19 protein-coding genes are annotated in these 20,883 nt (G+C 66.5%); 6 read left to right on the top strand and 13 right to left on the bottom strand.

Annotation, left to right across the window (positions count from 1 at the left end; translation table 11 throughout):
- Positions 1-57: 57 nt before the first annotated feature.
- Positions 58-1,341, bottom strand: coding sequence for an efflux RND transporter periplasmic adaptor subunit (locus ACLJEU_RS00580; RefSeq protein ID WP_414662563.1), 1,284 nt, complete (start codon positions 1,339-1,341; stop codon positions 58-60).
- A 199-nt stretch (positions 1,342-1,540) separates the two neighbouring features.
- On the opposite strand from ACLJEU_RS00580, the gene ACLJEU_RS00575 reads away from it, so the two are divergent.
- Positions 1,541-2,308, top strand: coding sequence for a DUF1223 domain-containing protein (locus ACLJEU_RS00575; RefSeq protein WP_414662562.1), 768 nt, complete (start codon positions 1,541-1,543; stop codon positions 2,306-2,308).
- A 79-nt stretch (positions 2,309-2,387) separates the two neighbouring features.
- Here ACLJEU_RS00575 and ACLJEU_RS00570 read toward each other — a convergent pair whose 3' ends face one another.
- The 3 genes from ACLJEU_RS00570 to ACLJEU_RS00560 form a co-directional block, all read right to left on the bottom strand.
- Positions 2,388-4,655, bottom strand: a complete 2,268-nt coding sequence (locus ACLJEU_RS00570) for a TonB-dependent receptor domain-containing protein (protein ID WP_414662561.1) — start codon at positions 4,653-4,655, stop codon at positions 2,388-2,390.
- 130 nt (positions 4,656-4,785) lie between these two features.
- A complete protein-coding gene (locus tag ACLJEU_RS00565) occupies positions 4,786-5,583 on the bottom strand; it encodes a 3-keto-disaccharide hydrolase (protein WP_414662560.1) in 798 nt (265 codons plus the stop codon).
- A gap of 118 nt (positions 5,584-5,701) precedes the next feature.
- Positions 5,702-6,643, bottom strand: coding sequence for a M50 family metallopeptidase (locus tag ACLJEU_RS00560; protein ID WP_414662559.1), 942 nt, complete (start codon positions 6,641-6,643; stop codon positions 5,702-5,704).
- Between the two features lie 62 nt (positions 6,644-6,705).
- Here ACLJEU_RS00560 and ACLJEU_RS00555 point away from each other — a divergent pair, with 62 nt between their 5' ends.
- On the top strand, positions 6,706-6,960 hold the full coding sequence (locus ACLJEU_RS00555; RefSeq protein WP_414662558.1) for a GreA/GreB family elongation factor: 255 nt from the start codon (positions 6,706-6,708) through the stop codon (positions 6,958-6,960).
- A gap of 93 nt (positions 6,961-7,053) precedes the next feature.
- On the opposite strand, the gene ACLJEU_RS00550 is transcribed toward ACLJEU_RS00555, so the two are convergent.
- The 6 genes from ACLJEU_RS00550 to ACLJEU_RS00525 all read right to left on the bottom strand — a co-directional run bounded on the left by ACLJEU_RS00550 (position 7,054) and on the right by ACLJEU_RS00525 (position 13,017).
- Entirely contained in the window at positions 7,054-7,854 is an 801-nt protein-coding gene (locus tag ACLJEU_RS00550; protein ID WP_414662557.1) for a glycerophosphodiester phosphodiesterase family protein, read from the bottom strand.
- A gap of 61 nt (positions 7,855-7,915) precedes the next feature.
- Positions 7,916-9,163 carry an MFS transporter gene (locus ACLJEU_RS00545; RefSeq protein WP_414662556.1) on the bottom strand — a complete coding sequence of 416 codons (1,248 nt, stop codon included), beginning with the start codon at positions 9,161-9,163 and terminating at the stop codon, positions 7,916-7,918.
- Between the two features lie 54 nt (positions 9,164-9,217).
- Positions 9,218-10,009 carry an HpcH/HpaI aldolase family protein gene (locus ACLJEU_RS00540; protein WP_414662555.1) on the bottom strand — a complete coding sequence of 264 codons (792 nt, stop codon included), beginning with the start codon at positions 10,007-10,009 and terminating at the stop codon, positions 9,218-9,220.
- A gap of 43 nt (positions 10,010-10,052) precedes the next feature.
- A complete protein-coding gene (locus ACLJEU_RS00535) occupies positions 10,053-11,408 on the bottom strand; it encodes a sialate O-acetylesterase (protein WP_414662554.1) in 1,356 nt (451 codons plus the stop codon).
- Positions 11,405-12,385 carry an alpha/beta hydrolase family protein gene (locus ACLJEU_RS00530; protein ID WP_414662553.1) on the bottom strand — a complete coding sequence of 327 codons (981 nt, stop codon included), beginning with the start codon at positions 12,383-12,385 and terminating at the stop codon, positions 11,405-11,407. Before ACLJEU_RS00530 ends, ACLJEU_RS00535 begins: the two co-directional genes overlap by 4 nt.
- A complete protein-coding gene (locus ACLJEU_RS00525) occupies positions 12,382-13,017 on the bottom strand; it encodes a GntR family transcriptional regulator (RefSeq protein ID WP_414662552.1) in 636 nt (211 codons plus the stop codon). Before ACLJEU_RS00525 ends, ACLJEU_RS00530 begins: the two co-directional genes overlap by 4 nt.
- Before the next feature lie 147 nt (positions 13,018-13,164).
- Here ACLJEU_RS00525 and ACLJEU_RS00520 point away from each other — a divergent pair, with 147 nt between their 5' ends.
- The 4 genes from ACLJEU_RS00520 to ACLJEU_RS00505 all read left to right on the top strand — a co-directional run bounded on the left by ACLJEU_RS00520 (position 13,165) and on the right by ACLJEU_RS00505 (position 18,230).
- Positions 13,165-14,262 carry a sialidase family protein gene (locus tag ACLJEU_RS00520; protein ID WP_414662551.1) on the top strand — a complete coding sequence of 366 codons (1,098 nt, stop codon included), beginning with the start codon at positions 13,165-13,167 and terminating at the stop codon, positions 14,260-14,262.
- 172 nt (positions 14,263-14,434) lie between these two features.
- A complete protein-coding gene (locus ACLJEU_RS00515; protein WP_414662550.1) occupies positions 14,435-16,198 on the top strand; it encodes an amidohydrolase in 1,764 nt (587 codons plus the stop codon).
- A gap of 34 nt (positions 16,199-16,232) precedes the next feature.
- Positions 16,233-16,994, top strand: a complete 762-nt coding sequence (locus ACLJEU_RS00510) for a glucosamine-6-phosphate deaminase (protein ID WP_414662549.1) — start codon at positions 16,233-16,235, stop codon at positions 16,992-16,994.
- A 60-nt stretch (positions 16,995-17,054) separates the two neighbouring features.
- On the top strand, positions 17,055-18,230 hold the full coding sequence (locus ACLJEU_RS00505) for a metallophosphoesterase family protein (RefSeq protein ID WP_414662548.1): 1,176 nt from the start codon (positions 17,055-17,057) through the stop codon (positions 18,228-18,230).
- Here the strand turns inward: ACLJEU_RS00505 and ACLJEU_RS00500 are convergent.
- The 3 genes from ACLJEU_RS00500 to phoU all read right to left on the bottom strand — a co-directional run bounded on the left by ACLJEU_RS00500 (position 18,227) and on the right by phoU (position 20,829).
- Positions 18,227-19,414: a sensor histidine kinase gene (locus ACLJEU_RS00500; RefSeq protein ID WP_414662547.1), complete on the bottom strand. Its 1,188-nt coding sequence runs from the start codon at positions 19,412-19,414 to the stop codon at positions 18,227-18,229. The genes ACLJEU_RS00505 and ACLJEU_RS00500 overlap by 4 nt on opposite strands.
- Before the next feature lie 73 nt (positions 19,415-19,487).
- The gene (locus ACLJEU_RS00495) at positions 19,488-20,174 is read right to left on the bottom strand and encodes a winged helix-turn-helix domain-containing protein (protein ID WP_414662546.1); all 687 of its coding nucleotides are present in this window, start codon (positions 20,172-20,174) and stop codon (positions 19,488-19,490) included.
- Entirely contained in the window at positions 20,164-20,829 is a 666-nt protein-coding gene (phoU, locus tag ACLJEU_RS00490) for a phosphate signaling complex protein PhoU (RefSeq protein ID WP_414662545.1), read from the bottom strand. Before phoU ends, ACLJEU_RS00495 begins: the two co-directional genes overlap by 11 nt.
- Positions 20,830-20,883: the final 54 nt, after the last annotated feature.

Below are 20,883 nucleotides of genomic sequence, written 5' to 3'. Positions count from 1 at the left end.
GCTGGGGCGAACGTGACCCGGGGAACCGGCGGGAAAGGGGGCGCACGATCACGCGGTTCACGATTTGACGGGAGGTTTCGCCTCGCCGGCCGGCGTCGGCACGGGTGCCACGGCCGCTTCGGCCGCAGGGACAATCGCCGGAGCGTTGACGGAGCGGACGAGCGAACCGTCTTTCAGACCACTTTGGCCGAGAACCACCACCGGTGTGCCCACCTCGAAACCGGACAGGGCCTCGATGTTCTGCGGATCCTCATAACCCGCCGGCAGTTTTCGCTTCACCGCCCGGTCGTTGACGATGGTGAAGACATAGCGTTCGCCGCCTTCATAGACGACCGCGCGCTTCGGGATCAGCACGGCATCGGACCGCGTGTCGGTGATTACTCGCACGTTGACAAATAGCCCGGGCGGCAAATCGGTCGGCTTCTCGCCGGTGACGCCGACGGTGACCTTGAACGTGCCGCTCTTGGGGTCGATCACCGGACTGATCCGCTTGACCCAGCCCTTGAAGATCCGGTTGGGCAGGAACTCAGACGTCACCACCGCGGGCTGCTTTTCCGCTACGATGGGAAGATAACGGCCGGGCACGAAGACCCGGGCGACGATCTCATCGAGCTTCACCATCGAAAACAGCTTGGAGCCGCTGGTCACGCGCGCGCCCACCTGGGTTTCGCGCGACGAGATGATGCCGGAAAACGGCGCGCGCACCGTCGCATAGGCGAGGCGGATGCGAGCCCGCTCGAGCCGGAGTCGCGCCTGCTCCAGCTGGTAGGCCTGGGTTTCAAAATCCTGCTTGTTGATCAACTTGCGCGAGTACAAATCCTCGGAGCGGGCGAAATTTTTCTTCAACTGATCGTAGTTGGCGGTGCTTTCGTCCGCATCGACGCGCAATTCGCGGTCTTCGATCTTCAGCAGCGGATCGCCTTCGTTCACAATCCGGCCTTCCTCGACAAGCAACGTTTCGACCTGCCCGGTGGTCTGCGGATAAATGTCGACCATCGCCTCGGTCTCGAGGGTGGAATTGAACGCGAGAAACGCCGAAATCGGTCCGCGGCTCACGAGCGCAGTCTCCACCGGCACCATCTCGGCGGCCGACTGGCGGGCCTTTTCCTTCTCCGCCTCGGCCGCGCGGCGCGCACCGGGTGCCGGCGGAACCGCCGCGGTGGCCGGACTCGTGCCTGGTGCCGCCGGTGGGGCGGACTTGGTCGCAGCCGGAACGCCGGCCGCCGGTGCCGCGGCAGGTGGCGGGGTGCGGTTACACGCCGCCAGCATAGTAAACGCGAGGCTCGTCAGCACAGCCGCGGTGGAACGAAAGGAATTCGGGAAAAGGGCGTGAGACGACACGGGAGAGCTCGGCGGAGCGGAGGATAAACAGCAGGGGTTAAACGGAGGAAAAAAGCTCAAGTAACTGACGGGATACGTCAAAGATTTCGGCGGAAAAAAGCATCAGGGCACGAGGCGCGACCGGATGCGCCAGCGAGACGACTGGGACGCCAAGGCGTTACGCCCGGGAAGAAACTCACGGCTGCGGTCTCCCATTGCCATGCGACTTCTTCCCGGCCTCCTTGGCCTCGTGCTCGCCGGCGTGACGTCGGACGTGTCCGCCGACCCACACATCCTGCGCAGTGGACCGGCCGCGGTCGCACTCGTTGAACTCTTCACCAGCGAGGGTTGCAGCAGTTGTCCGCCGGCCGAGCGTTGGCTGGGCGCCCTGCGATCCGACGCCGGGCTGTGGCGCGAATTCGTGCCGGTGGCGTTTCACGTCAACTACTGGGATCATCTGGGCTGGCGCGACGCGCTGGCCTCGAAGGCTTTCACCGCCCGCCAGCGCCGATACGCCGCGACCTGGGGTGCCGCTTCGGTCTACACTCCGGGCTTCGTCCGCAACGGCGCCGAATGGCGACCGGATGGCACCCGCCCCGCGGGCGGCACGCCCGCCGTCACCGACGCCGGCATCCTGACCCTCTCCTGGGACGCCGTGACGCGGACGGGGACGGTCGTTTTTTCGCCCGGGAACGACGCGCGGGCGCAACGGAAGTTGGAGGTGACCGTGGCTCTGCTCGGCGGCGGCATCGTCACTGCGGTACGGAGCGGTGAAAACGCCGGCCGCGAGTTGCACCACGAGTTCGTCGTCCTGCAAATCGACACCGTGGCCCTGCACACCCGTCAGGATGTGACGGGCGGCGTTACGGGCGAAGTCAGGCTGCCCGCGAGGACGGACCTCGCCCCAACGCGGCAGGCTCTGGCCGCATGGGTCACGCCCCACGGCGATCTTGCTCCGCTGCAGGCGGTCGGCGGGTGGATCGAATAGGCCTCCCCGGTTCCAAGTCCCGCCGAGACCCTGGCGGCGCAGCACCGCCGTCCCAATCCGCGAGGTAATCGACCCGGTGCTAGTACATCAACCGATAGCTGGCCGCCAACTCGCGCCCCGCACCGAGGCGCGCCAGTTTGCGCAGCAGATCGGTGTCGAACACGTTGCGCACGACGCCGCCCACGCTGTGCGTGTACTTCCCGATCCGCCGCGAGTAACTCGCACTGAGCGTGGTCAGGCTGTAGCCGGGAAAATCGAGCCGGTACCGCTGCCGGTCTTCGTAGTTCGAAACGAAATCGGAGATGTAGACCCAGCTCGAACTGATCGAGAGGCCCTGGTAACGGCCTTTGCCGAAACTGTAGCTGCCCGCCACACTCGCGTTGTAGGGCGGGAAACGCGTCAGCTCCCGGCCCACTTCCTCGGGCAGGTCGGGTGACGCCGTCGTGATCGCACGCACGTACGTGCCGCGCACCGACAGCGTGATCGGCACCGAGGGCTTCCAGCTGCCTTCGATTTTTCCGCCGGTGTAACGTTCCTCACCCGCGGCGACGAGCTGCGGCTGGGTGTGATTCGCGTCCTGCACCGGGTCGCCGTAGAGCGGATTGCGGCGCGAGATGTCCTGGTTCGCAAAGGTGAAAACCGACGTCGTGAACTCCAGGCGACGATCGACAAACCGCGCCTTGAAGCCGCCCTCGTGGCCCCCCGTCGTCTCATTGCCTTGAATACGTCCGGTGCGCGCATCGACGCGGGTGGACGGATTGAACGCCGAGCTGGTGGTGGCAAACAGCAGCAGCCGGCTCGGGCGCGCCTGGTAGTTGACGCCCGCGTGATACGTGAGTTCGCCCGCGGTGTCATTGACGCGCGCCAACGCCGGCGCCACGCCCACCCGGCGATCAAAGAGCTTCAACCCGACCAGATCCTGCCGCACGCCCGCGGTCAGCACGGTCCGGCCCTGCGCCAGTCCCACCCGCTCGCTCAACTCAATCGCGGTGTAGCGCGTGTGCTCCTGCCGGTCGGTGAGCACGCGATTGTAGGCGCCGGCGCTGTACGCCGGCCGCGAATAGTCCGGTGCGGCCGGATTGAAGATGCGCACGGTCGCCGGCAGGGCGTTGCGCACCGCCACGGGCAGCGCCCGCTCCTCGCGGAGGTAGTCGCCGATGGTGTGGCTCGCTGCGAGCAGCAGCTTGTGTTCACCGCCGAACGCGGCGAAGCGGCCGGTCAGCTCGGCGCGGGCGACCCGGGCGCGATCCGGCTGCTCGCTGTGCAACGGCTCGCGCGTGCCTTCAAAGCGCGCGGTCGTGAGATTCAACAGGCCGGTGGTGAAACGATCCTGTTCAATGCGGCGCCACCACGCCTCCACGCCCGCCCGCAACGCCACTTTCGGATGCGGCTGCGCATCGAGCATGACCATCGCCACCGTGCTGCGGCGGCGGACGCCCGCTTCCGGGCCGAGGGCGTTGAAGCCGGCGATCGGCAGGTACGGACCGACGATCCGCTGGCCGGGCGCCACGCGGTACTCCGGAATGCCGGGCGCAGCGGTCGCATGCGTCTGCAGGTAATCGAGCGAGAAGAGCGTGCTCGCAGCCGGGCTGTGTTTCCACGTCATCGCCCCGTTGAACGAGCGCGTCTCGCTCGCGGCGAAGGTCTCCGGCCCGGTCTTGCGCGACCAATCCATCGCCACGCGGTGCCAGGCGCGCTTCGCCACGGTCACGCCATTGAGCTCCATCGCGGCCGACTGCCGCTCGAGCGACGAGATCGAGTAATCAAAGCGCCGGCTCGTCGCGGCCCGCGGCCGGTTGGTCCAGAAATCCTGGATACCGCCCGGCGCGCCGCGACCCAGCACCGGCACAAGCGCGCCCTGGATGACGATGGTGCGCGCCGTATTCAGAACGTCGATGCCGCCCATGCGGACGAAGCCGTTGCTCAGCAGCGGCGTGGGAAAACCACGGAGACCGACGCGGCTGTCGCCCGTCGCCAGATCCACGGCCGCAGTGGGCGTCGCGACGATGCCCAGCTCGACGGCGATCTCCATCGCCGCTGGATCGTCCTCGATGGCGTCGGCCGAGATCATGTCGTTCGAAAACGGCGAATCCTTCAGCTGATGCTCGTACGAACCCATGCCGGTCACATCGACGCCGTCGTTTTCCGCCCGCGCCTTTACGTCGACGGGTTCCAGCCGGATCGGATCGTCGGCCGTTCCCGGTGCAGGCGTGACAACCGCCGTCGTGGTCTCAACCGCGGGCTTGGGCGCCACCTGCGCACCGGCGGTCGCGCCGAGACTCCACGCCGCCAACCCGGCCGCAAACAGCCGGCGCAGCCGCCCTGGACTGGAGCAACCAGACCTCATCGCAAAAAGTCGTCCCGCATCACTCCGCTCCGGGCAATCGTGAACCGCCGGCCGGACCCGCATCGGCCAAGAAACGCGTCGAGAATGGCAAGCGACGCCCGGTGACGCTCCCGTTGCCCACGCTGCGGCCTCAGTTTTCCCGCGCAAACGTCGTCTGCGGCCGGTCGAGTACCAGCTCCTTGATCCACGCATTGCGGAACCGCACGTCGTGGCCTTCGCACTGCAGTTTCAGCCCGCCGGGGACGTCGGTGATGCCCCGGCCGCCGTCGTTGCCGCCGTCGAGGCCGGAATTCGCGCCACCCCACACCTGGTTGATCTCCTGGTTGGCGTGAATCTTCACGCCGTTGAAGAACATCGTCACCCGCGCCTTTTCCACCAGCTTCCCGTCCTTGAAGCGCGCAGCGCGAAACTGGATGTCGTAGGAATTCCACTGCCGCAGACCCTTGTAGAGGAAGTACGGCGACTCCGTTTCATTGATCACCGAACCCATGCCGTGCTTCGTCGCATCGCCGTCCTGAATCTGGATCTCGTAACGGTTCTGCAAATACACGCCGCTGTTGCCGCCCTCCTTCATCACCATGAATTCGATGTGCAGCCGGAAATCACGGTAGGCCTTCTTCGTGACGATGTCCGCCGTGCCATACTTCCCGAGGCCCGCCGCCGGATCATCGGTCATCAGCACCGTGCCCTTGTCCACCGGATCCTCGACCAGCTTCCACTTGATCGGCAGCGCCGAGGCGAAGCGCGGGCCCTGCCAGTACGTCCATTTCTCGTCGAGCGTGGCGCGCGTGCCGTCGATCAACACCTCGGCTCCGGGCAGGGGCTTCGCGCCCACACCCACGCCGGCGCGGGCCGTCAACGGAACAACGATCAGCGCGCAGGCAGAGAGCAGCAGTCCGAGGCGGGTGGAGAGGAACGAAGATGGCATGGGGGAAGGGATTTCAGGTCAAAATGCGAAGTCCGCCACCGAGTGACAGCACATTCTCCCGCACTTTCGGTGCAGGCCGCGCTGAACAGCACCCATCGCTGCGCGCAGTCGCCCCGCTTCAGATATCGATGACCGATGACGGGCCCGTCCGGCGTCGCGACGGATTCCTGTCCCAGGCGGCAATCGGGCTCTGCGTCCCGCAGTGCACGCACGTGATCTGGGGCAGCGTCGTCTGGCAGTGCGGGCACACCGACCCGGTCGAGAACGCATCGAAGGCGTTGCCGCAGGCGGTACACCGCCAGAGGGGACCGCCGGGCGGCGCCTGCTGACACGAGGGACACGCGTAGCCGGGGTGCCGCGGGAGTTTTTCGAGCGCGAGCAAACCCTGCGCCGAACGGTAGCCGACGAGGCAGCGCTGGCCGGCGAAGAGCGCCATGATGCCCATCCAGATCGACTGTTGCCACACCGCGAACGCCACAAACCCGGCCACGCCGATGAACCCGATGATCGATGCAATCTGCAGGCTGCGCGCGCGACCGACCGCGAACCAGAGCAGCGACCGCAGAATCTGCCCGCCATCGAGCGGATAAATCGGCAGGAGGTTGAACGCGAGCAGCAGCAGGTTGATCTTGATCAGATCGGACAGGAACTGGCGCAAATCCGGTTCGGCCGCGAGCCAACCCTGCGTGCGACACAGCCACACCGCGCCGAAGAGCACGGGCACGAGCACGACGTTCACCAGCGGTCCGGCCGCTATGCTCCACAACTCCGCGCCCGGCCGCACCGGAGGCTGCACAAACGCCACGCCACCGAGCGGCCACAGCACAATCTCGTTCGCCTGCCCTCCGGTCTGCCGGCACGCAAGCGCGTGGCCAAACTCATGCATCAACACGATGAGAAAGAGCGCCAGGTACTCGGCCACGTTCCAGACCGGCGAAGCGTAAAAAGCCCGGCGCGCGGAAATCTCGATCCACGCGATGATGAACCACGACCAGTGCACATACACCTGGATGCCGGCGACGCGGAAGAAACGGAACGAGCCGGAAAACGACGATGACATCGCGCAGGCATGGGGGCTTTGCCGGCATTTGTGAAGTCAGCGAATCCGATTATGATTTTCGCATGAGCCGGGCCTTTGTGCGCGAATCCGATTTTCCCTCCCTGCCGGACCTGCCGCCGGTGGTGTCCGCGTTGCCGCCCGGAGCCAGAAACTACATCGTCGGCGTCGACGAAATCGATCTCGACCGCAACTGGGTCAGCTGGCTTTCGCCCCTCGCCCGCGCGCTGCAAAACGCGCGCCGCGGCGAGACCGTGACCTTGAAAACGCCTCGCGGCACCCGGGAGCTGCAGATCGTCGACATCGTCTGCGAGCCGTAACCCCAATCGCCCGCGGCGTTTGGACTTCAGCCGTGGCTACGAGCGCCAGCGAGTGGTGATCGGCCACTCGCTGGCGCTCGTAGCCACGTTAGCTCAAGCGGGCCGCTCCCGTCCGGCGCCCGCGAGCTGCGCCCGCAACCACCCGGGGCGGTTGGTGGTGAGGCCATCGACGCCCGCCGACTTCAGGTGTCGCGCCGCGGTCACGTCGTCGACCGTCCACACATACACGGCGCAGCCGGCCGCACGCGCAGCAGCCACGCTTGCACGAGTGAGCGTCCACCCCGCGTCGACATCGATGCCGTCCAAGCCGGCCGCGAGCGCCGTCTCCACCAGCGCGGCCAGCGTCGGTCGCGGCGCTTCGGCACCGGAATCGGCAAGCCAGCAGACCTCCAACGCGGGCAACACCTGCTTCGCCGCCCGCGCGGCCGCGAGGTCGAACGCGATGATCGCCACCTGCGCCGGCTGCAGCGTTTTCGTTTTCAGCGCTGCCTCGACGCACCGCCGCAGTTCGTCCGCCACGCCGGGCCCGCCCTTGATCTCGACGAAGACGCGTTTGCCCGCTGGCACGAGTGCGAGCACGTCCTCGAGCGCCGGGATGCGTTCGCCGGCAAACGTCGCGCCTTTCCAGCTTCCGACGTCGAGCGTCTGCAGTTCTGCGAGCGACGTCGCGGCCACCACGCGTTCAACGCCGGCCGTGCGTCGCGTATCCGGATCGTGGATGACAGCGAGACGGCCGTCGCGCGTCAGATGGACATCGATCTCAAGGGCGTCCGCGCCCTGGGCCCACGCGAGGCGCACCGCCGCGAGCGTGTTTTCCGGGGCGTCGTGCGAAGCGCCGCGATGCGCGATGATCAGCATGCCCGCCGAGCGCAGCACAGCGGGAGGCGTTGTCAAAGGCGCAGCGGACGCGAACGGCCACCCGGAATGAGCCGGCATCGATGCGGCGATCGGCGCGTCAGGCCGGCTGCGCCTCGAACGCACGCGCTCGCGCGATATCACCCGCCATGAACGAACGATAACCGATGAACAGCCACACGCCCGCGAAAATGAAGATCGCGGCGCTGCCGGCGAAAACCGACTCCAGGCCCCAGCCGCGCTTGAGAATGCCGGCGAGTAAAACGCCCACGCCGCCGGCCGCGGTCGCGCAGGTGTTCATCAAGCCCAGGGCCGTCGAGCGAAAGCACGCGGGGACAACGTCGCACAACGCGGGTTTCTCACTCGCCTCACCCAGGCCGCGCAGGAAGGAAAACGCCGACACGGCAAAAATCACCGCGGCAAATCCCGGGCGCTGCAGAAAGATCAACAGGAATGGCGCTGCGCAGACGTAGCTCAAGCCGAGCACCAGCATCCGGCCCCGCGGGCTGCGCCGCGCGACGCGGTCCGAGATCCAGCCGCCACCCGCGATGCCCAGCATGGTGGAAATCTGCAGCATGAACGTCCCCGCAAAGCCCGCGGCACCGAGCGTCATGTGGAACGCCTCGTTGAAATACAGCGGCAGCCAGCTGAGAAAAATCCAGATCGTGAAGCCCGCGAGCATCGTTTTCAGGAGCAGCACATAGAACGAGCGCACGCGCATCAGGTAGCGCAGCGCGGCCCCGGCCGTCGGGCGCGCGGCGTGGATCGCACCGGCGGGTTTTACCGCATCCACGATTCCGTTACGCGCCAGCACCGCGAGCAGGATGCCCGCCAGCCCGAGCACGACGAAGCCGGTGCGCCAGCCGAAGTGTTGCGCGGAGTAGCCGGCAAACGCCCCGCCCACGACGACGCCGCAATTCAATCCGATCGAGTGCAGGCCCATCGCGCGACCGCGCGTGGTGGTGTCATGGTGGTCCGCCAGCAGCGCCGTGGCCGCCGGGAGGTACAGGCTCTCGGCGACACCGAGTCCGATGCGCAACAACGCGAGCGACAACACGCCGCCGGCCGCGCCGGTCGCCAGCGTGACGGCGCTCCACGCGGCCAGGCTCACGAGGACAAGCATGCGACGGGAATAGCGGTCCGCCAGGATGCCGGCCACTGGCGACGCCAACGCGTAGCTCCACAGGAAGAGCGAACCCATCAGACCGAGCGCCGTGTCCGACAAGCCCAGTTCCGCGCGCAACGGCGGCAGCACGCTCGAGAACGCCGCGCGATCCGCGTAGTTCAGCGCTGCGGCCATCGCCAGGAGCAGCACCAGACGCCAGCGCGGGGCGAGGGACGTAAACATGAAGGGACGAAGCGCGGCGCGAGACGAAGAAGAGCGCGGGGGTGAATCCTAGCGTCAGCCGAGCCGGTTCTGCAGCGGAAAACCCGCGGCGCCCAAATCCGCCTGCACCTTGGTCAAACTTTGGACCAGGCCACGATAATCGCTGATCACGTTGAAAAACCGGAAGCCCATCGCGTGATACTTCGGCACCTGATCCACGGCGCAGGGAATGCCCGCCACCTTGCCGTGTTTTTTGCACGAGTCCACGACCTGCTGGAGAATCGCGAGCACGTCGGGATCGTTGACCTGTCCGAGCTTTCCCATCGTCAGGGTGAGATCGCCGGGACCAACGAAGAGCACGTCCACGCCGGGCAGCGCCGCGATGGCGTCGATATCCGGCACCACGTCCGGTTCCTCGATTTGCACCAGCAGGAAATTCTCGTCGTTGGCCTGCTTCAGGTACTCGGCCGGCGGCATGCGGCCGAAATGCGACTCGGCCTGGATGCCGTCGTAGCCGCGCCGGCCCGCCGGTGGAAACTTCATCATCGCGACGACCTCGCGCACCTCGTCGATCGAGACGACCTTGGGCAGCATCACGCCGCGCGCGCCGGCCTCGAGGAGCCAGAGCAGGTCGGAGTGATTCGACGGCTTGATCCGGATGATGGCATCCATGCCGCCCAGCCGGCTGGCGCGAATCATGTGGTTCACCACCGCTGGATCGACGCGCCGGTGCTCGAGGCAGATCCACACGCCGTCAAAGCCGAACGTGCCCATCAGCTCCACGATGTCCGGGTCCGGGAACGAAGCCTTCGCGCAGAGGACAGTTTCGCCGAGGGCGAGTTTCTTTCGGATTCGGGAGTGAAGCATGGAAAAGGAGCGGAGCGCGGCGGCGCGGAATCGAGCCCAAAAATCAGCGGGCCCGCGGTGGTGCGGGCGGCCGCGGCGGAAGGCGGACCGGCCCAAATGCCGGCAACGCGAGATCCAAGCTGTCCACGACCGTGCAGACCGGATCATGACCGCGGCCGTACCACAGATCGATCTCCTCGGGCACGGTGCGCGTCGCACTGTCACGGTTGGCTGACAGCACAATCTCGCTCGTCGCAGGGTCAAACGTCGTGCGGAAGAACAGCCGCTTCGCGCGGCCGTCGGCGTCCAACGCCTCAAACCCGAGCAGGCGTCCGTCCGTCTTCAAGCCGCCGTTCACCCCGCTCAACTGCACGCGCAATTCAGTCGGCGACGTCCACCGCGCCTCGACGAAGCGTGGCCCGCCGCGGCCTTGCGCAGCCCAAGCGAAGCGCCGGCCGAGCCGGTCCTGGCTCTCGCGACTCAGGTGAATGTAGTCGCCGTTCTCCAAGTCGACCGTCGCGACGAGCCGCGCGGGCGCGAGTTCGGCTTCCGCGAGGCGCTGCGCCTCGCGCACGACGTTCCATTCGGAATAGAACGCCGTCGGCTCGTTCGCAAATCGCGCCAGCTGCGCGTAACAGAACGGCAGGGACGGGTGCTTCAGGTCGGCGCGGAGCCGGGCGACGAAGGCGCGGAAAGTCGTGGCGTAGACGGCCGACGGCTCCGGGCCGGTGTCATTTTCACCCTGATACCAGAGGACGCCGCTGACCCGGCCGCCCGCGAGGCGAAACTGCTCCAGCAGATTCCCGTAAAGCGAAGCGCGGCCCTGGCTCGCCAGCTCCGGCGACCATTGCGCCATCGAGGTCCCGCCCTTCGCGCAGATGATCAAACCGATCGGCACGTCGAGCGCCCGCGACAGCGCGCGGCCGAATTCCAGGCCCGGACCGTGGCCCGGCCGCGTGACGCCCGGGGCCGTGACCTGTTCGTGCAACGGATGCGTCGCGAGCTGCCACACCCCGTCCAACGCCAGCATGCGCACGCGCGAATCGCGGGCATACGGTTCCTCGATGCGCGCCCGGCCGACCATGTTCGACTGGCCCGCGAGTATCCATAAATCACCGACGTAGACGTCTCGCGCCGTCTTCTCCGCCAGCGTGGCACCCGCAGCGTCGTGCAACCGCAGTTGGACGCCATGCGGGCCGCCGGTCGGCAGCGGCGGGAGTTTCGCCTTCCAACCGCCCGCGGCCACGGCCGCCACGTCCTGCCACGCTGCGTCGCCCGTGCGCCACTGCAACCGGGCGGGACCATCGGCCGTGCCGGTCACGACGGGCGTCGCCGTCCCGCCGGCTTCCCGTTGCAAGACTTGAGAGTCGCTCAGGCCGCCGGTGAACGCGAAGGCAGCCAACAGGAGAGGAAGGCTCATCGGAGGGGTTTCTCGCGTTGCGCCAGCCAGCGAACGGCGGGCGGAAAGTCCGACTCGTGCGCGCCATCGAAAATCGTCAGGCGCACCGGACCCGCGGTCCGCCGGAAAAGGACGGCGCGTTTGCGGCCCGTTTCCTCCAGCGATTCCGTGACGAGCCCGTCCGGAATGCGCGCATCCCGCGCGATGGTTTCCATCGCCGCCGCGCTCAGCGCCTGCCCGCCCTGATCGTTCGCTGCGGCGAGCGCGTTGAAAGCGCGCAGGGAATTCATGACCGGCACGGAACCCTGATGGCCGTCGCGAATGCCAACCTGGATGTCGATCGGCACGCCCGCCGCCCGCGCGAGGGTGAAGAGCGGTGACCGTGCGCGGTATTCGGCGTCGGTCGCAGGCGTGCCCGGAGGACCGCCGCAGGATTGCTCGAGCATCTTGAAATAGGCCGAGCCCTGCTGCTGCGAGAACGCATGCCACGCGGCGAGATCGGTGATGGGCACGAACGCCGACACGCCGGCCCACAAGTCCGGCGCCGCCTGCGCCATCATCAGGGCCATGTGCCCGCCGCCGGAACCGCCGATCAGGTAGATGCGCCGCGTATCCACGGCGGTCGCACGCCGTGCGAAGGCGATCGCGTCAAGGACGTCCTGGATCGCCAGCCGCGAGCCGCATGCCTCGGGCCGGCGGTTGGGCCCGCGGAAATTCGGTGAGAGAAACGCCCAGCCGCGTTTCAGGCACTCGTTCGCCAGCGATGCCTCGCCGAGTCGCGCCGACCAGCTGTGGAGATGCACCAGCAGTGGTGCCGGCTGGGCGGAGGGCGCCGGGATGAACCACACGGGCTCGGCCACGCCGTCGATGCTGTTCACCACCGTGATTTCCTGCACGCCGGCCGGCGGGGCGGACGACTTCGCCGGTGGCGCGTCGACCGCGCCCATGCGAATCGCGAACGCGGCGAACACCAGAAGCCAGCGCGTCGTGGAATTCATAGCGGCAAACCCAGGTGAAAGCGCACGCATTGCTCGGCGGTGCGGTTGGTTTTTCCTGCCAGGTAATCGATGTAAAGCTGGTGCTGCTGATCGGCGAGCGCGACATCCATGCTGGCCCGGCTGATGCCGAGATAGCGGCCAAAGAGAAACAGCGGCATCATCGTCCGCTTGAGCGCGTTCACCAGCCAGGGGTTGCCGCTCAGTTCCCACACGTAGCCGTGAAACGCGATCTCCATCGCGTCGCGCGCGGGCCGTTCGCTGTCTTTGAAGAGGCTCACGAGCTCTTCCTTCATCTCGCCCAGTCGCTTCAAGTCCGCGGGCGTCACGCGCTCGCGACCGCGTTCGAGTGCCCGTGACTCGAGCATGAGCCGCAGCTCGGCGATGTGTTCCTTGTCCTCGGCGCTGAGGTCGATGACCGAGAAGCCGCGATTCGGCGAATGCGTGAGCAGGCCTTCCTCCACCAACACCAGCAAGGCTTCGCGAATCGGCCCGCGGCTGACCTCGAACTGGTGGGCGAGCGCCACCTCGCTGATGTTTTCACCCGGCTTTAAATGTCCCTCGCGCAGCGCCGAACGGACGGCGTCGGCGACCGAATGCCGGATCGAAACGGAACGAATTGCGTGCAGTGCCATGGGACTAGGCGCAAAACTCCATCGCCGCGGAGCCAACTGTCAACAGTTCTCAGTTGACATGAAACGACCCGACTCGCTTTCGTCCCCGTGCGACCCGCCCACTTTCGGGTGAGGCCGGAGCACTCCCCGCAGGCCGAACTCACTGTCATGAAACCGTTAACTCCTGTGCTGTTCCCACCGTGGCTCACCTGGGGCGCCGTCGCCGCCTGGGCTGCGCTTCCCTTGCAAGTGGCGGGACAGGCCGCTGCAGAGTCCGCCCCACCCGCCATCGCGCGCTACGTCGTCGTCGACAACGTCTGCGCGTGGCCGAACCTCACGCTGCTGCGCGACGGCTCCATCGCCGCGATCATCCACAATCAGCCCAGCCACAGTCGCATGCCGGGCGACATCGACTGCCAGATCAGCACCGACGGCGTCTTCTGGAAGAAAAGCGGCAGTCCGGCACCGAACGATCCGGACACCGTGCGCATGAACGTCGCGGCCGGTCTCGCCGGGAATGGCGACCTCGTCGTCATCTGCTCCGGCTGGGAACGGAAGCCCGGGCAATCGAACGGCAAGATCATTCCCGTGTGGGTCTCGCGCTCGGCGGATGGCGGCAAGACGTGGACGCTGATCAAGTCGTTTCCCGAGCCCGAGCCGGGCTGGACACACTTCGTCCCGTTCGGCCCCATTCTCGCGGGCGACGACAGACGGCTCCATACGACCTGTTACGCGCGCGGCATCAAGGATCCCGCCGCGCGCCACGTGTGGCACTTCACGAGCAACGACGACGGCCGCACGTGGCAGCGCGGGGCGCTCATTGGCGCCAACCACAACGAAACATCGATCTTCCACGCGGGCGGGAAACGCTGGCTCGCCGCCGCGCGGACCAATCCGCTCTACCGGATGGAGCTGTTCCGTTCGGACGACGACGGCATTACCTGGCAGGGTGGCACTCCGATCACCGAAACGCGCGAGCTCAACGCGCACCTCCTGCGCCTGAAGGACGGCCGCATCCTGCTGAGCTACGGGAAACGGCTCGAAGGCCAGAGCGGCGTGCTCGCGAAACTGAGCCGCGACGAGGGTGCCACCTGGAGCGCACCCATCCGCATCATGCGCAGCACGGCCATGGATTGCGGCTACCCGAGCACCGTGCAGCGCGCGGACGGCAAGATCGTGACTGCCTACTACTCTCAGGCGGTGGAGAATCACGATCGCTACCACATGGGCGTCGCGATCTGGGAAGCACCCACGCCGGCGCCATAAACGCGTTTTCTCTCGCAGCCTCCAAACGCATCGCCGCCCTGAAGCTCGGTCGCGGCAGCGTGGGGGCGTTTCTCTTCCGAGCAGCTGAAAATGAAGGTGGAATTCAAATATCTCCGGGTTCAAGCAAGGGAATGACGCGGACGCCGTCATTCCCGCCCGCACGAAAACCACCATGACTTTCCCATTCCCGACCCGCTTCGCCTGGCTGCCATGGATTGGGCTGCTCGCCGTCACCGCGTTGAGCGCCATCGCTGCGGAGCCGCCCGCCGATCTCGTCGTGCGCAACGGCCGGGTGCTGACGGTCGACGACGCCTTCCGTACAGCGAGCGCGGTTGCGATCAAGGACGGCGTATTCGTGGCCGTAGGCTCGGATGCCGATGTGCGATCCCACATCGGCGGCAGCACGCATGTGATCGACGCGCAGGGCCGAACCGTCATTCCCGGCCTGATCGAGTCTCACGTGCACGCCACCGGAGCGGCCCGCGGCGAGGCGTTGCAGCCGTTCGTGCAGCTGCACTCGATCGCGGAAATTCAGGACTGGGTGCGAAAGCAGGTGCGCGACTCGGCACCGCAAAGCTGGATTCAACTCCCCCGCGTCGATGCCACGCGCATCCGCGAGCGCCGCATCCCGAATTCCGCCGAACTCACCGCCGCCGCCCCCAACAATCCGGCCGTATTCACCTGGCAATACGCCAACCGGCAGGTGCAGATCTTGAATCGCGCTGCGCTGCAGGCGGCCGGGATCACCCGGGACCGCGTCGCCCCCACCGGAGGCAAAATCATCCTCGGGCCCGACGGCGAGCCCACCGGCATGACGGAAAACTGCGGCGCCCTGCTGACCAAGTTTCTCTCCGGCCGCGGCGTGACCGAGGAAAAATACCTCGAGTCGCTCGAACGGTTGCTCCGCCGGTACAACGAACTCGGCATCACGAGCATCACCGAACGCTCCCCGCGCGCCGAGAATTTCAAGACGTTCACCCAACTCCGGGAAAAGGGCCGCCTGCCGGTGCGCGTCACCGTGACCGTCGGCCTCACCACCGACGGCAGCGTGGAGGCAACCGAGAAGGCGATCCGCGCGATGCCGTTCAAGACCGGCGACGGCGACGACTGGGTGCGCTACGGCCCGATCAAGTTCAGCGTCGACGGCGGCGCGCTCTACGGCACTGCGTACATGCGCGAGCCCTATGGGGAAAAGGCCTTCGCCATCTACGGCATCACAGATCCGGCGTACCGCGGCGATCTGCGCGTGAGTCCGGACAAGCTGAAGAACATCATCCGCACCGGCCACCGTCTCGGCTGGCAAATGTCGTCGCACGTTACCGGCGACGCCGGCGTCGATGCGGTACTTGATGCGGTCGAAGCGGCGAATGCGGACAGCCCCATCGCGCCGCGCCGTTACAATCTCATCCACGCCTACTGGTCCGACCCCGCCACCGCGCAACGGGCGGCGCGGCTCGGCGCCGTGTTGGATACGCAGCCCACTTGGTATTACAAAGATGGAGACACGCTGGCCGCCGTCCTCGGTGAGCCGCGCCTCACCCACTTCATCGGCTTGAAGACGTGGCGCCAGGCGGGCGTCAAAGTGGCGATCAACGCCGACCACATGCAGGGCTTCGATCCGAACACCTCACTGAACCCGTTCAATCCGTTTCTCGCCATGCAGATTGCCGTGCTGCGCCGGACCGAGGGCGGACAGATCTTCGGTCCGGATGAACGCGTGTCGCGCGAGGATGCCCTGCGCATGGCGACCATCGAAGCGGCCTGGATGAGTTTCGACGAAACCCGCAAGGGCTCGATTGAGGTCGGCAAGCTCGGCGATCTCGCGATCCTCACCGGCGACTTCATGGGGGTGCCGGCAGAGAGCCTGAAGGATCTTCGTTCCGCCGTGACCGTCGTGGGCGGAAAGATCATGTACGAGCAACCCACCCGCCCGTGACGTTCCGCGCTCCGCCCCGCGTCGGTCCCTTTTCATGAAACTCCGCCTCTTCACCAACAAATCGATCCTCGGTGCCGCCGCGGCGCGCGACGCCGCCGCCGCCATTCACGCCGCGGTCGCGCAACGTGGCCGCTGCCGGCTGACCGCCGCGACGGGCGGATCGCAATTCGAGTTTCTCGCGGCGCTCACCCGGCTGCCCGGCATTCCGTGGGACAAGGTGGAGATGTTTCACCTCGACGAATACGTCGGTCTCAGCGCGAGCCACCCCGCAAGTTTCCGGCGTTATCTCCGCGAGCGCCTGATCGTCCCAACCGGCTTGAAGCACTATCACCTCATCGACGGCGAAACGGATCCCCGGCGCACGTGCCGCGAGCTCGGCGAACTGCTCCGTGCGGAGACGGTCGACGTGGCGTTTGCGGGCATCGGCGAAAACGGCCACCTCGCCTTCAACGATCCGCCCGCGGACTTCGTCACCGAGGACCCCTACCTGATCGTCGATCTCGATGCAGCGTGCCGCCGTCAGCAGGTCGGCGAAGGCTGGTTCGCCACACTCGACGACGTGCCGCGTCAGGCGATATCAATGTCGGTGCGGCAGCTGCTGAAAGCGCGCACCATCATCGTGCCGGTCCCCGACGCGCGCAAAGCCGCGGCCGTCCAGCGCTGCGTCGAAGGTGCGATTTCACCCGACGCCCCGTCGTCCATTCTGCGCGAACACGGCGCGACGACCATCTACCTCGACCTGGAGTCCGCCGCCCAGCTGCACCCGGAAACGCGTCCGTTCGTCGAGACCGCGTAACGCGAGCCGGGCCTGCATCGACATCGATGTCGGTGGGGTTCATTTCCACTGCTGTCCGCCATGGCCCTGCACCCCACATCCACCCGTCGCGAATTTCTCCAGTCGGCCACCCTGGCAGCGACGTCGCTTTCACTGGCGTCACTCCCGGCGCGCGGAGCGAACCCGCCCGCCGCCACCGCCTTCTCGTTCCTGCTGCTCGGCGACCTGCACTACGACAAGCTCGAGCACCACGATCTGGCCTGGGTGCGGCGGGAAAAGTCCAACGACATCAGCCAGATTGAAAATTACAGCCGCATCACGCGCGATCTGACGCCGCGGTTGCTAGCAACCGTCCGCGACACCATCGCCGATCTCAATCGGTCGGCGCCGACCCGCGTCGCGTTCGTTCTGCAGGTGGGCGACCTGGTCGAAGGTCTTTGCGGCAGCGAGGCGCTTTCCGTCCAACAGAATCGCGAAGCTCTCGCGTTTGTGCGCGACGCCCGCCTCGGCGCGCCGTTCCTCTTCACGAAAGGCAATCACGACATCACCGGCCCCGGTGCGGTGACCGCGTTCGGCGAGGTCTTTCATCCGTTTCTCAACGATCAGGCGCGGGCCGTGTCCCCGGGCACGGACGCGGTCACGAGCGCCCGGTACACGGTGACCTCCGGCAACGCGCAGTTTGTTTTCTTCGACGCCTACGAGGCCGGCGTGAGTCTCGACTGGTTTGAAGCGGTGGCGGCCCGACGCACCGCGGAAAACCTCTTCGTCGTCGTGCACCCGCCGGTCGTGCCGTACGGCGCGCGTTCGACGTGGCATGTATTTTCATCGGCCCGGGAAAAGGCGCGGCGCGAGCGCTTCCTCGCCCTGCTCGGCGATCAGCAGGCGATCGTGCTCGGCGGCCACATTCATCGCTACAACCGTCTGGTGCGCGCTGCGGGCCGCGGACGTTTCAGTCAGTTTGCCCTGAGCAGCATCATCAGTGCGCCCGAGGTGAAACCGAAGACCGAGCTGCTCAGCCCCGATCGTTACACGCCGGATCAAATCACGGTCGAACCCGCGTTCTCGCCCGCCAACGCCGACGAGCGCCGAGCAGTCTACACCGCCGAGCAGGCGTTCGTCAGCCGCTTCGAATACGCCGATTTGCCCGGTTACGCCGTCGTCACCGTGGACGGTTCCCGCGTGACCGCACGGATGTATTCAGGAATTGGACGCGAGCTCTGGCGGACGGCGGAGCTGAATCCGAACGCCGCTGGCTAAACGTTCGCCGCCGCCGGGAGCGTGATGAAGAACTCGGTGCCGGTGGCCGGGCCGCTTTCCACGCGGATGTCGCCGCCGTGGGCTTGCACAACGTTCTTCACGATGGCGAGGCCGAGGCCGGTGCCACCCTGCTCGCGCGAACGGGCTTTGTCCGCGCGGAAGAACCGCTCGAAGATCCGCGCCTTCGCCTCCGGCGGGATGCCCGGACCGTCGTCCCGTACCGTCAGTTCGACGTGTTGAGCCCCGAGCGCCCGGCCGCCGACGACCACGCGGCCGCCCTCGCGGCCATACTTGATCGCGTTGTCGATCAGATTGGCCAGCACCTGCCGCAAACGAGTCGGATCTGCCTGCGCCGCGAGTTCGATCGGCACCTGGTTATCGAGCTTCACGTGACGCGAAGCGGCCATCAACGCCGCATCGTCGAGGGCATCCTGGGCGGCGTCCTGCAACGGCACCGCCTGCAGTTTCATTTCGATGCGGCCGGAATCCAGCCGGGCCAACAACAGCAGGTCATCGATGAGCAGCGTCAGCCGGTTCGCGTGTTTTTCGATGATGTCGAGGAAACGGGCCGTCACCACTGGATCGGATTTGCCGCCGTCAATCAGCGTCTCGGTCGCGCTCTTGATCAGCGAAAGGGGTGTCCGCAATTCATGGCTCACGTTTGCGACAAATTCCTGTCGCACGGCCTCGAGGTGACGCAGCCGGGTCAGGTCGTGAAAGACAATGATGGCGCCGTCGCGCTCGCCCGCGGCGGTGCGCAGTGCGAGCGCGTTCACCTGCAGATAACGGGTTTCGGCCACGCCATCGAGCCGCAGTTCGTGGTTCAACACCTCCGCTTCGTGTTCGAGCCGGTTGACCAGCGCGGCGACCTCGTGATGACGCGTCGCCTCGAGCACGGTCCGGCCGGCTGCAGGCGGCGAGACGTTGAAGAACGCGACGGCGGCGCGATTCGCGAGGCGGATCCGGCCGTCCGCGCCCACCACCAGGATTCCCTCGACCATGCGATCGAACAACGCCGCGGTCCGCTCAGCCTGGGCCGCAAGTTCGGCTTCGCGTTGCGCCCGCTGTGCCGCGATTTCCCCAGCGTGCGCAGCGTGTTCACGCCGCAGCCGGTCGCGAAACCACCACACCGCCGCCGAGGCGGCGGTGAGGAGCAGGAGCAGGAAAATTTCCAATGCGATCATGGATTACCGGGAGCGCAGGCGTCCCGCCTGCACTCGGGAAGGTGCACGGGGGACACCTGCGCTCCCAGCGGAATCATTCGTCGGCCTTGAAGCGATAACCGACGCCCCGGATTGTTTCCAGATAGCGCGCGGCGTCGCCGATCTTCTCGCGCAGCCGGCGCATGTGGGTGTCCACGGTGCGGCTGTCGATCGCCTTGTCGTAGCCCCACACGTCCTGCAGCAGGCGTTCGCGCGTCTGCACCCGGCCGCGGCGGCGGGCCAGGAGCTCGAGCAGATTGAATTCGGTTGCGGTCAGCGCGACCGCGGCGCCGTTCAGCGTGACGCTGTGCCGGGGGACATCGATCTCGAGTTCGCCGAAGCGGATGTGCGCCGCGGGCTCGTCGCTCGTCTTGGCGCGGGCGAGCAGCTTCTTGATCCGCAGCACCAGCTCGCGCGGACTGAACGGCTTCGTCACGTAGTCGTCGGCCCCGAGCTCGAGTCCGAGGACGCGATCCATTTCCGCCGCGCGCGCCGTGAGCATCAGGATCGGAATCGTCGCGGTGGACGGATCGCGACGGAGAATTTTGCAGACTTCGAGTCCGTCCACCTCCGGCAGCATGAGATCGAGCACGATCAACGCGGGGCGTTCGTCGCGGGCGGCGGCGATCGCGCGCGCACCGTCCTTGGCGAAGATGGGCGCGTAGCCGGCCTCCTTCAGCTTGAAGCCGAGAATTTCCAAGGCATCGGGCTCGTCGTCGACGACGAGAATCTTAGGCTTCATTTCGTTTTTGGTCGGAGTGCCGGATGTCCTTCGCCTCGTAAAGATACACGACCTCCTCGGCGATATTGGTGGCGTGATCCGCGATCCGCTCGATGGCCTTGGAAATCACCATGAGACGCAGGCATCGGGTGATGGTGGTCGGCCGCTCGACCATGTAACTGGAGAGTTCCCGGTGGAGCTGGCGGTTGAGATCGTCGACGTCGTGGTCGCGTGGAATGACGGCCCGGGCACGTTCCGGCTCGCGATTGACGAAAGCGGTCAGCGCTTCGCGGAGCATCTCCAGCGACATCGTCGCCATCCGCGGCAGGTCGACGTAGGGCTTCAGCTGCGGCTCCGTATTCAGTTCGATGGCACGCCGCGAAATGGTCACCGCCTCGTCGCCGACGCGCTCGAGGTTCTGCGAGATCTTCATCGCCACGGTGATCAGCCGCAGCTCGGTGGCGAGGGGCGCCTTGGCCAGGAGATGGATCGCGGTGTCGTCGATTTCGATCTCGAACTGGTCGAGGACGTTGTCGTCCTCCTCGACTTTGCGCGCGAGCGCATCGTCACGATCCACCAGCGCGCGCATCGCGCGGGTGACGGCGGATTCCGCATGGCTCGCCATGGCCAGCAGGCTTTCCTTCAGCTTCGCGAGTTCTTCAGCGTAGTGGGTCATGTGGCAGGAAGTTGAAAGTTGAACGGTGAAAGTTGAAAGTCAGAGCACGGTTTG

The sequence above is a fragment of the Terrisphaera buseokensis genome, assembly GCF_047521145.2.
Classification (GTDB): domain Bacteria; phylum Verrucomicrobiota; class Verrucomicrobiia; order Opitutales; family Opitutaceae; genus ER46.
This window is presented reverse-complemented; position numbering and strand designations above follow the sequence as displayed.

What these genes read in the sequence shown, in the direction of transcription:
- ACLJEU_RS00495 (WP_414662546.1), bottom strand. Translation starts at nt 20,174, where the DNA reads ATGAAGCCTAAGATTCTCGTCGTCGACGACGAGCCCGATGCCTTGGAA.
- ACLJEU_RS00520 (WP_414662551.1), top strand. Translation starts at nt 13,165, where the DNA reads ATGAAACCGTTAACTCCTGTGCTGTTCCCACCGTGGCTCACCTGGGGC.
- ACLJEU_RS00570 (WP_414662561.1), bottom strand. Translation starts at nt 4,655, where the DNA reads ATGAGGTCTGGTTGCTCCAGTCCAGGGCGGCTGCGCCGGCTGTTTGCG.
- ACLJEU_RS00555 (WP_414662558.1), top strand. Translation starts at nt 6,706, where the DNA reads ATGAGCCGGGCCTTTGTGCGCGAATCCGATTTTCCCTCCCTGCCGGAC.
- ACLJEU_RS00545 (WP_414662556.1), bottom strand. Translation starts at nt 9,163, where the DNA reads ATGTTTACGTCCCTCGCCCCGCGCTGGCGTCTGGTGCTGCTCCTGGCG.
- ACLJEU_RS00510 (WP_414662549.1), top strand. Translation starts at nt 16,233, where the DNA reads ATGAAACTCCGCCTCTTCACCAACAAATCGATCCTCGGTGCCGCCGCG.
- ACLJEU_RS00575 (WP_414662562.1), top strand. Translation starts at nt 1,541, where the DNA reads ATGCGACTTCTTCCCGGCCTCCTTGGCCTCGTGCTCGCCGGCGTGACG.
- ACLJEU_RS00560 (WP_414662559.1), bottom strand. Translation starts at nt 6,643, where the DNA reads ATGTCATCGTCGTTTTCCGGCTCGTTCCGTTTCTTCCGCGTCGCCGGC.
- ACLJEU_RS00505 (WP_414662548.1), top strand. Translation starts at nt 17,055, where the DNA reads ATGGCCCTGCACCCCACATCCACCCGTCGCGAATTTCTCCAGTCGGCC.
- ACLJEU_RS00530 (WP_414662553.1), bottom strand. Translation starts at nt 12,385, where the DNA reads ATGAATTCCACGACGCGCTGGCTTCTGGTGTTCGCCGCGTTCGCGATT.
- ACLJEU_RS00525 (WP_414662552.1), bottom strand. Translation starts at nt 13,017, where the DNA reads ATGGCACTGCACGCAATTCGTTCCGTTTCGATCCGGCATTCGGTCGCC.
- ACLJEU_RS00540 (WP_414662555.1), bottom strand. Translation starts at nt 10,009, where the DNA reads ATGCTTCACTCCCGAATCCGAAAGAAACTCGCCCTCGGCGAAACTGTC.
- ACLJEU_RS00565 (WP_414662560.1), bottom strand. Translation starts at nt 5,583, where the DNA reads ATGCCATCTTCGTTCCTCTCCACCCGCCTCGGACTGCTGCTCTCTGCC.
- ACLJEU_RS00515 (WP_414662550.1), top strand. Translation starts at nt 14,435, where the DNA reads ATGACTTTCCCATTCCCGACCCGCTTCGCCTGGCTGCCATGGATTGGG.
- phoU (WP_414662545.1), bottom strand. Translation starts at nt 20,829, where the DNA reads ATGACCCACTACGCTGAAGAACTCGCGAAGCTGAAGGAAAGCCTGCTG.
- ACLJEU_RS00535 (WP_414662554.1), bottom strand. Translation starts at nt 11,408, where the DNA reads ATGAGCCTTCCTCTCCTGTTGGCTGCCTTCGCGTTCACCGGCGGCCTG.
- ACLJEU_RS00500 (WP_414662547.1), bottom strand. Translation starts at nt 19,414, where the DNA reads ATGATCGCATTGGAAATTTTCCTGCTCCTGCTCCTCACCGCCGCCTCG.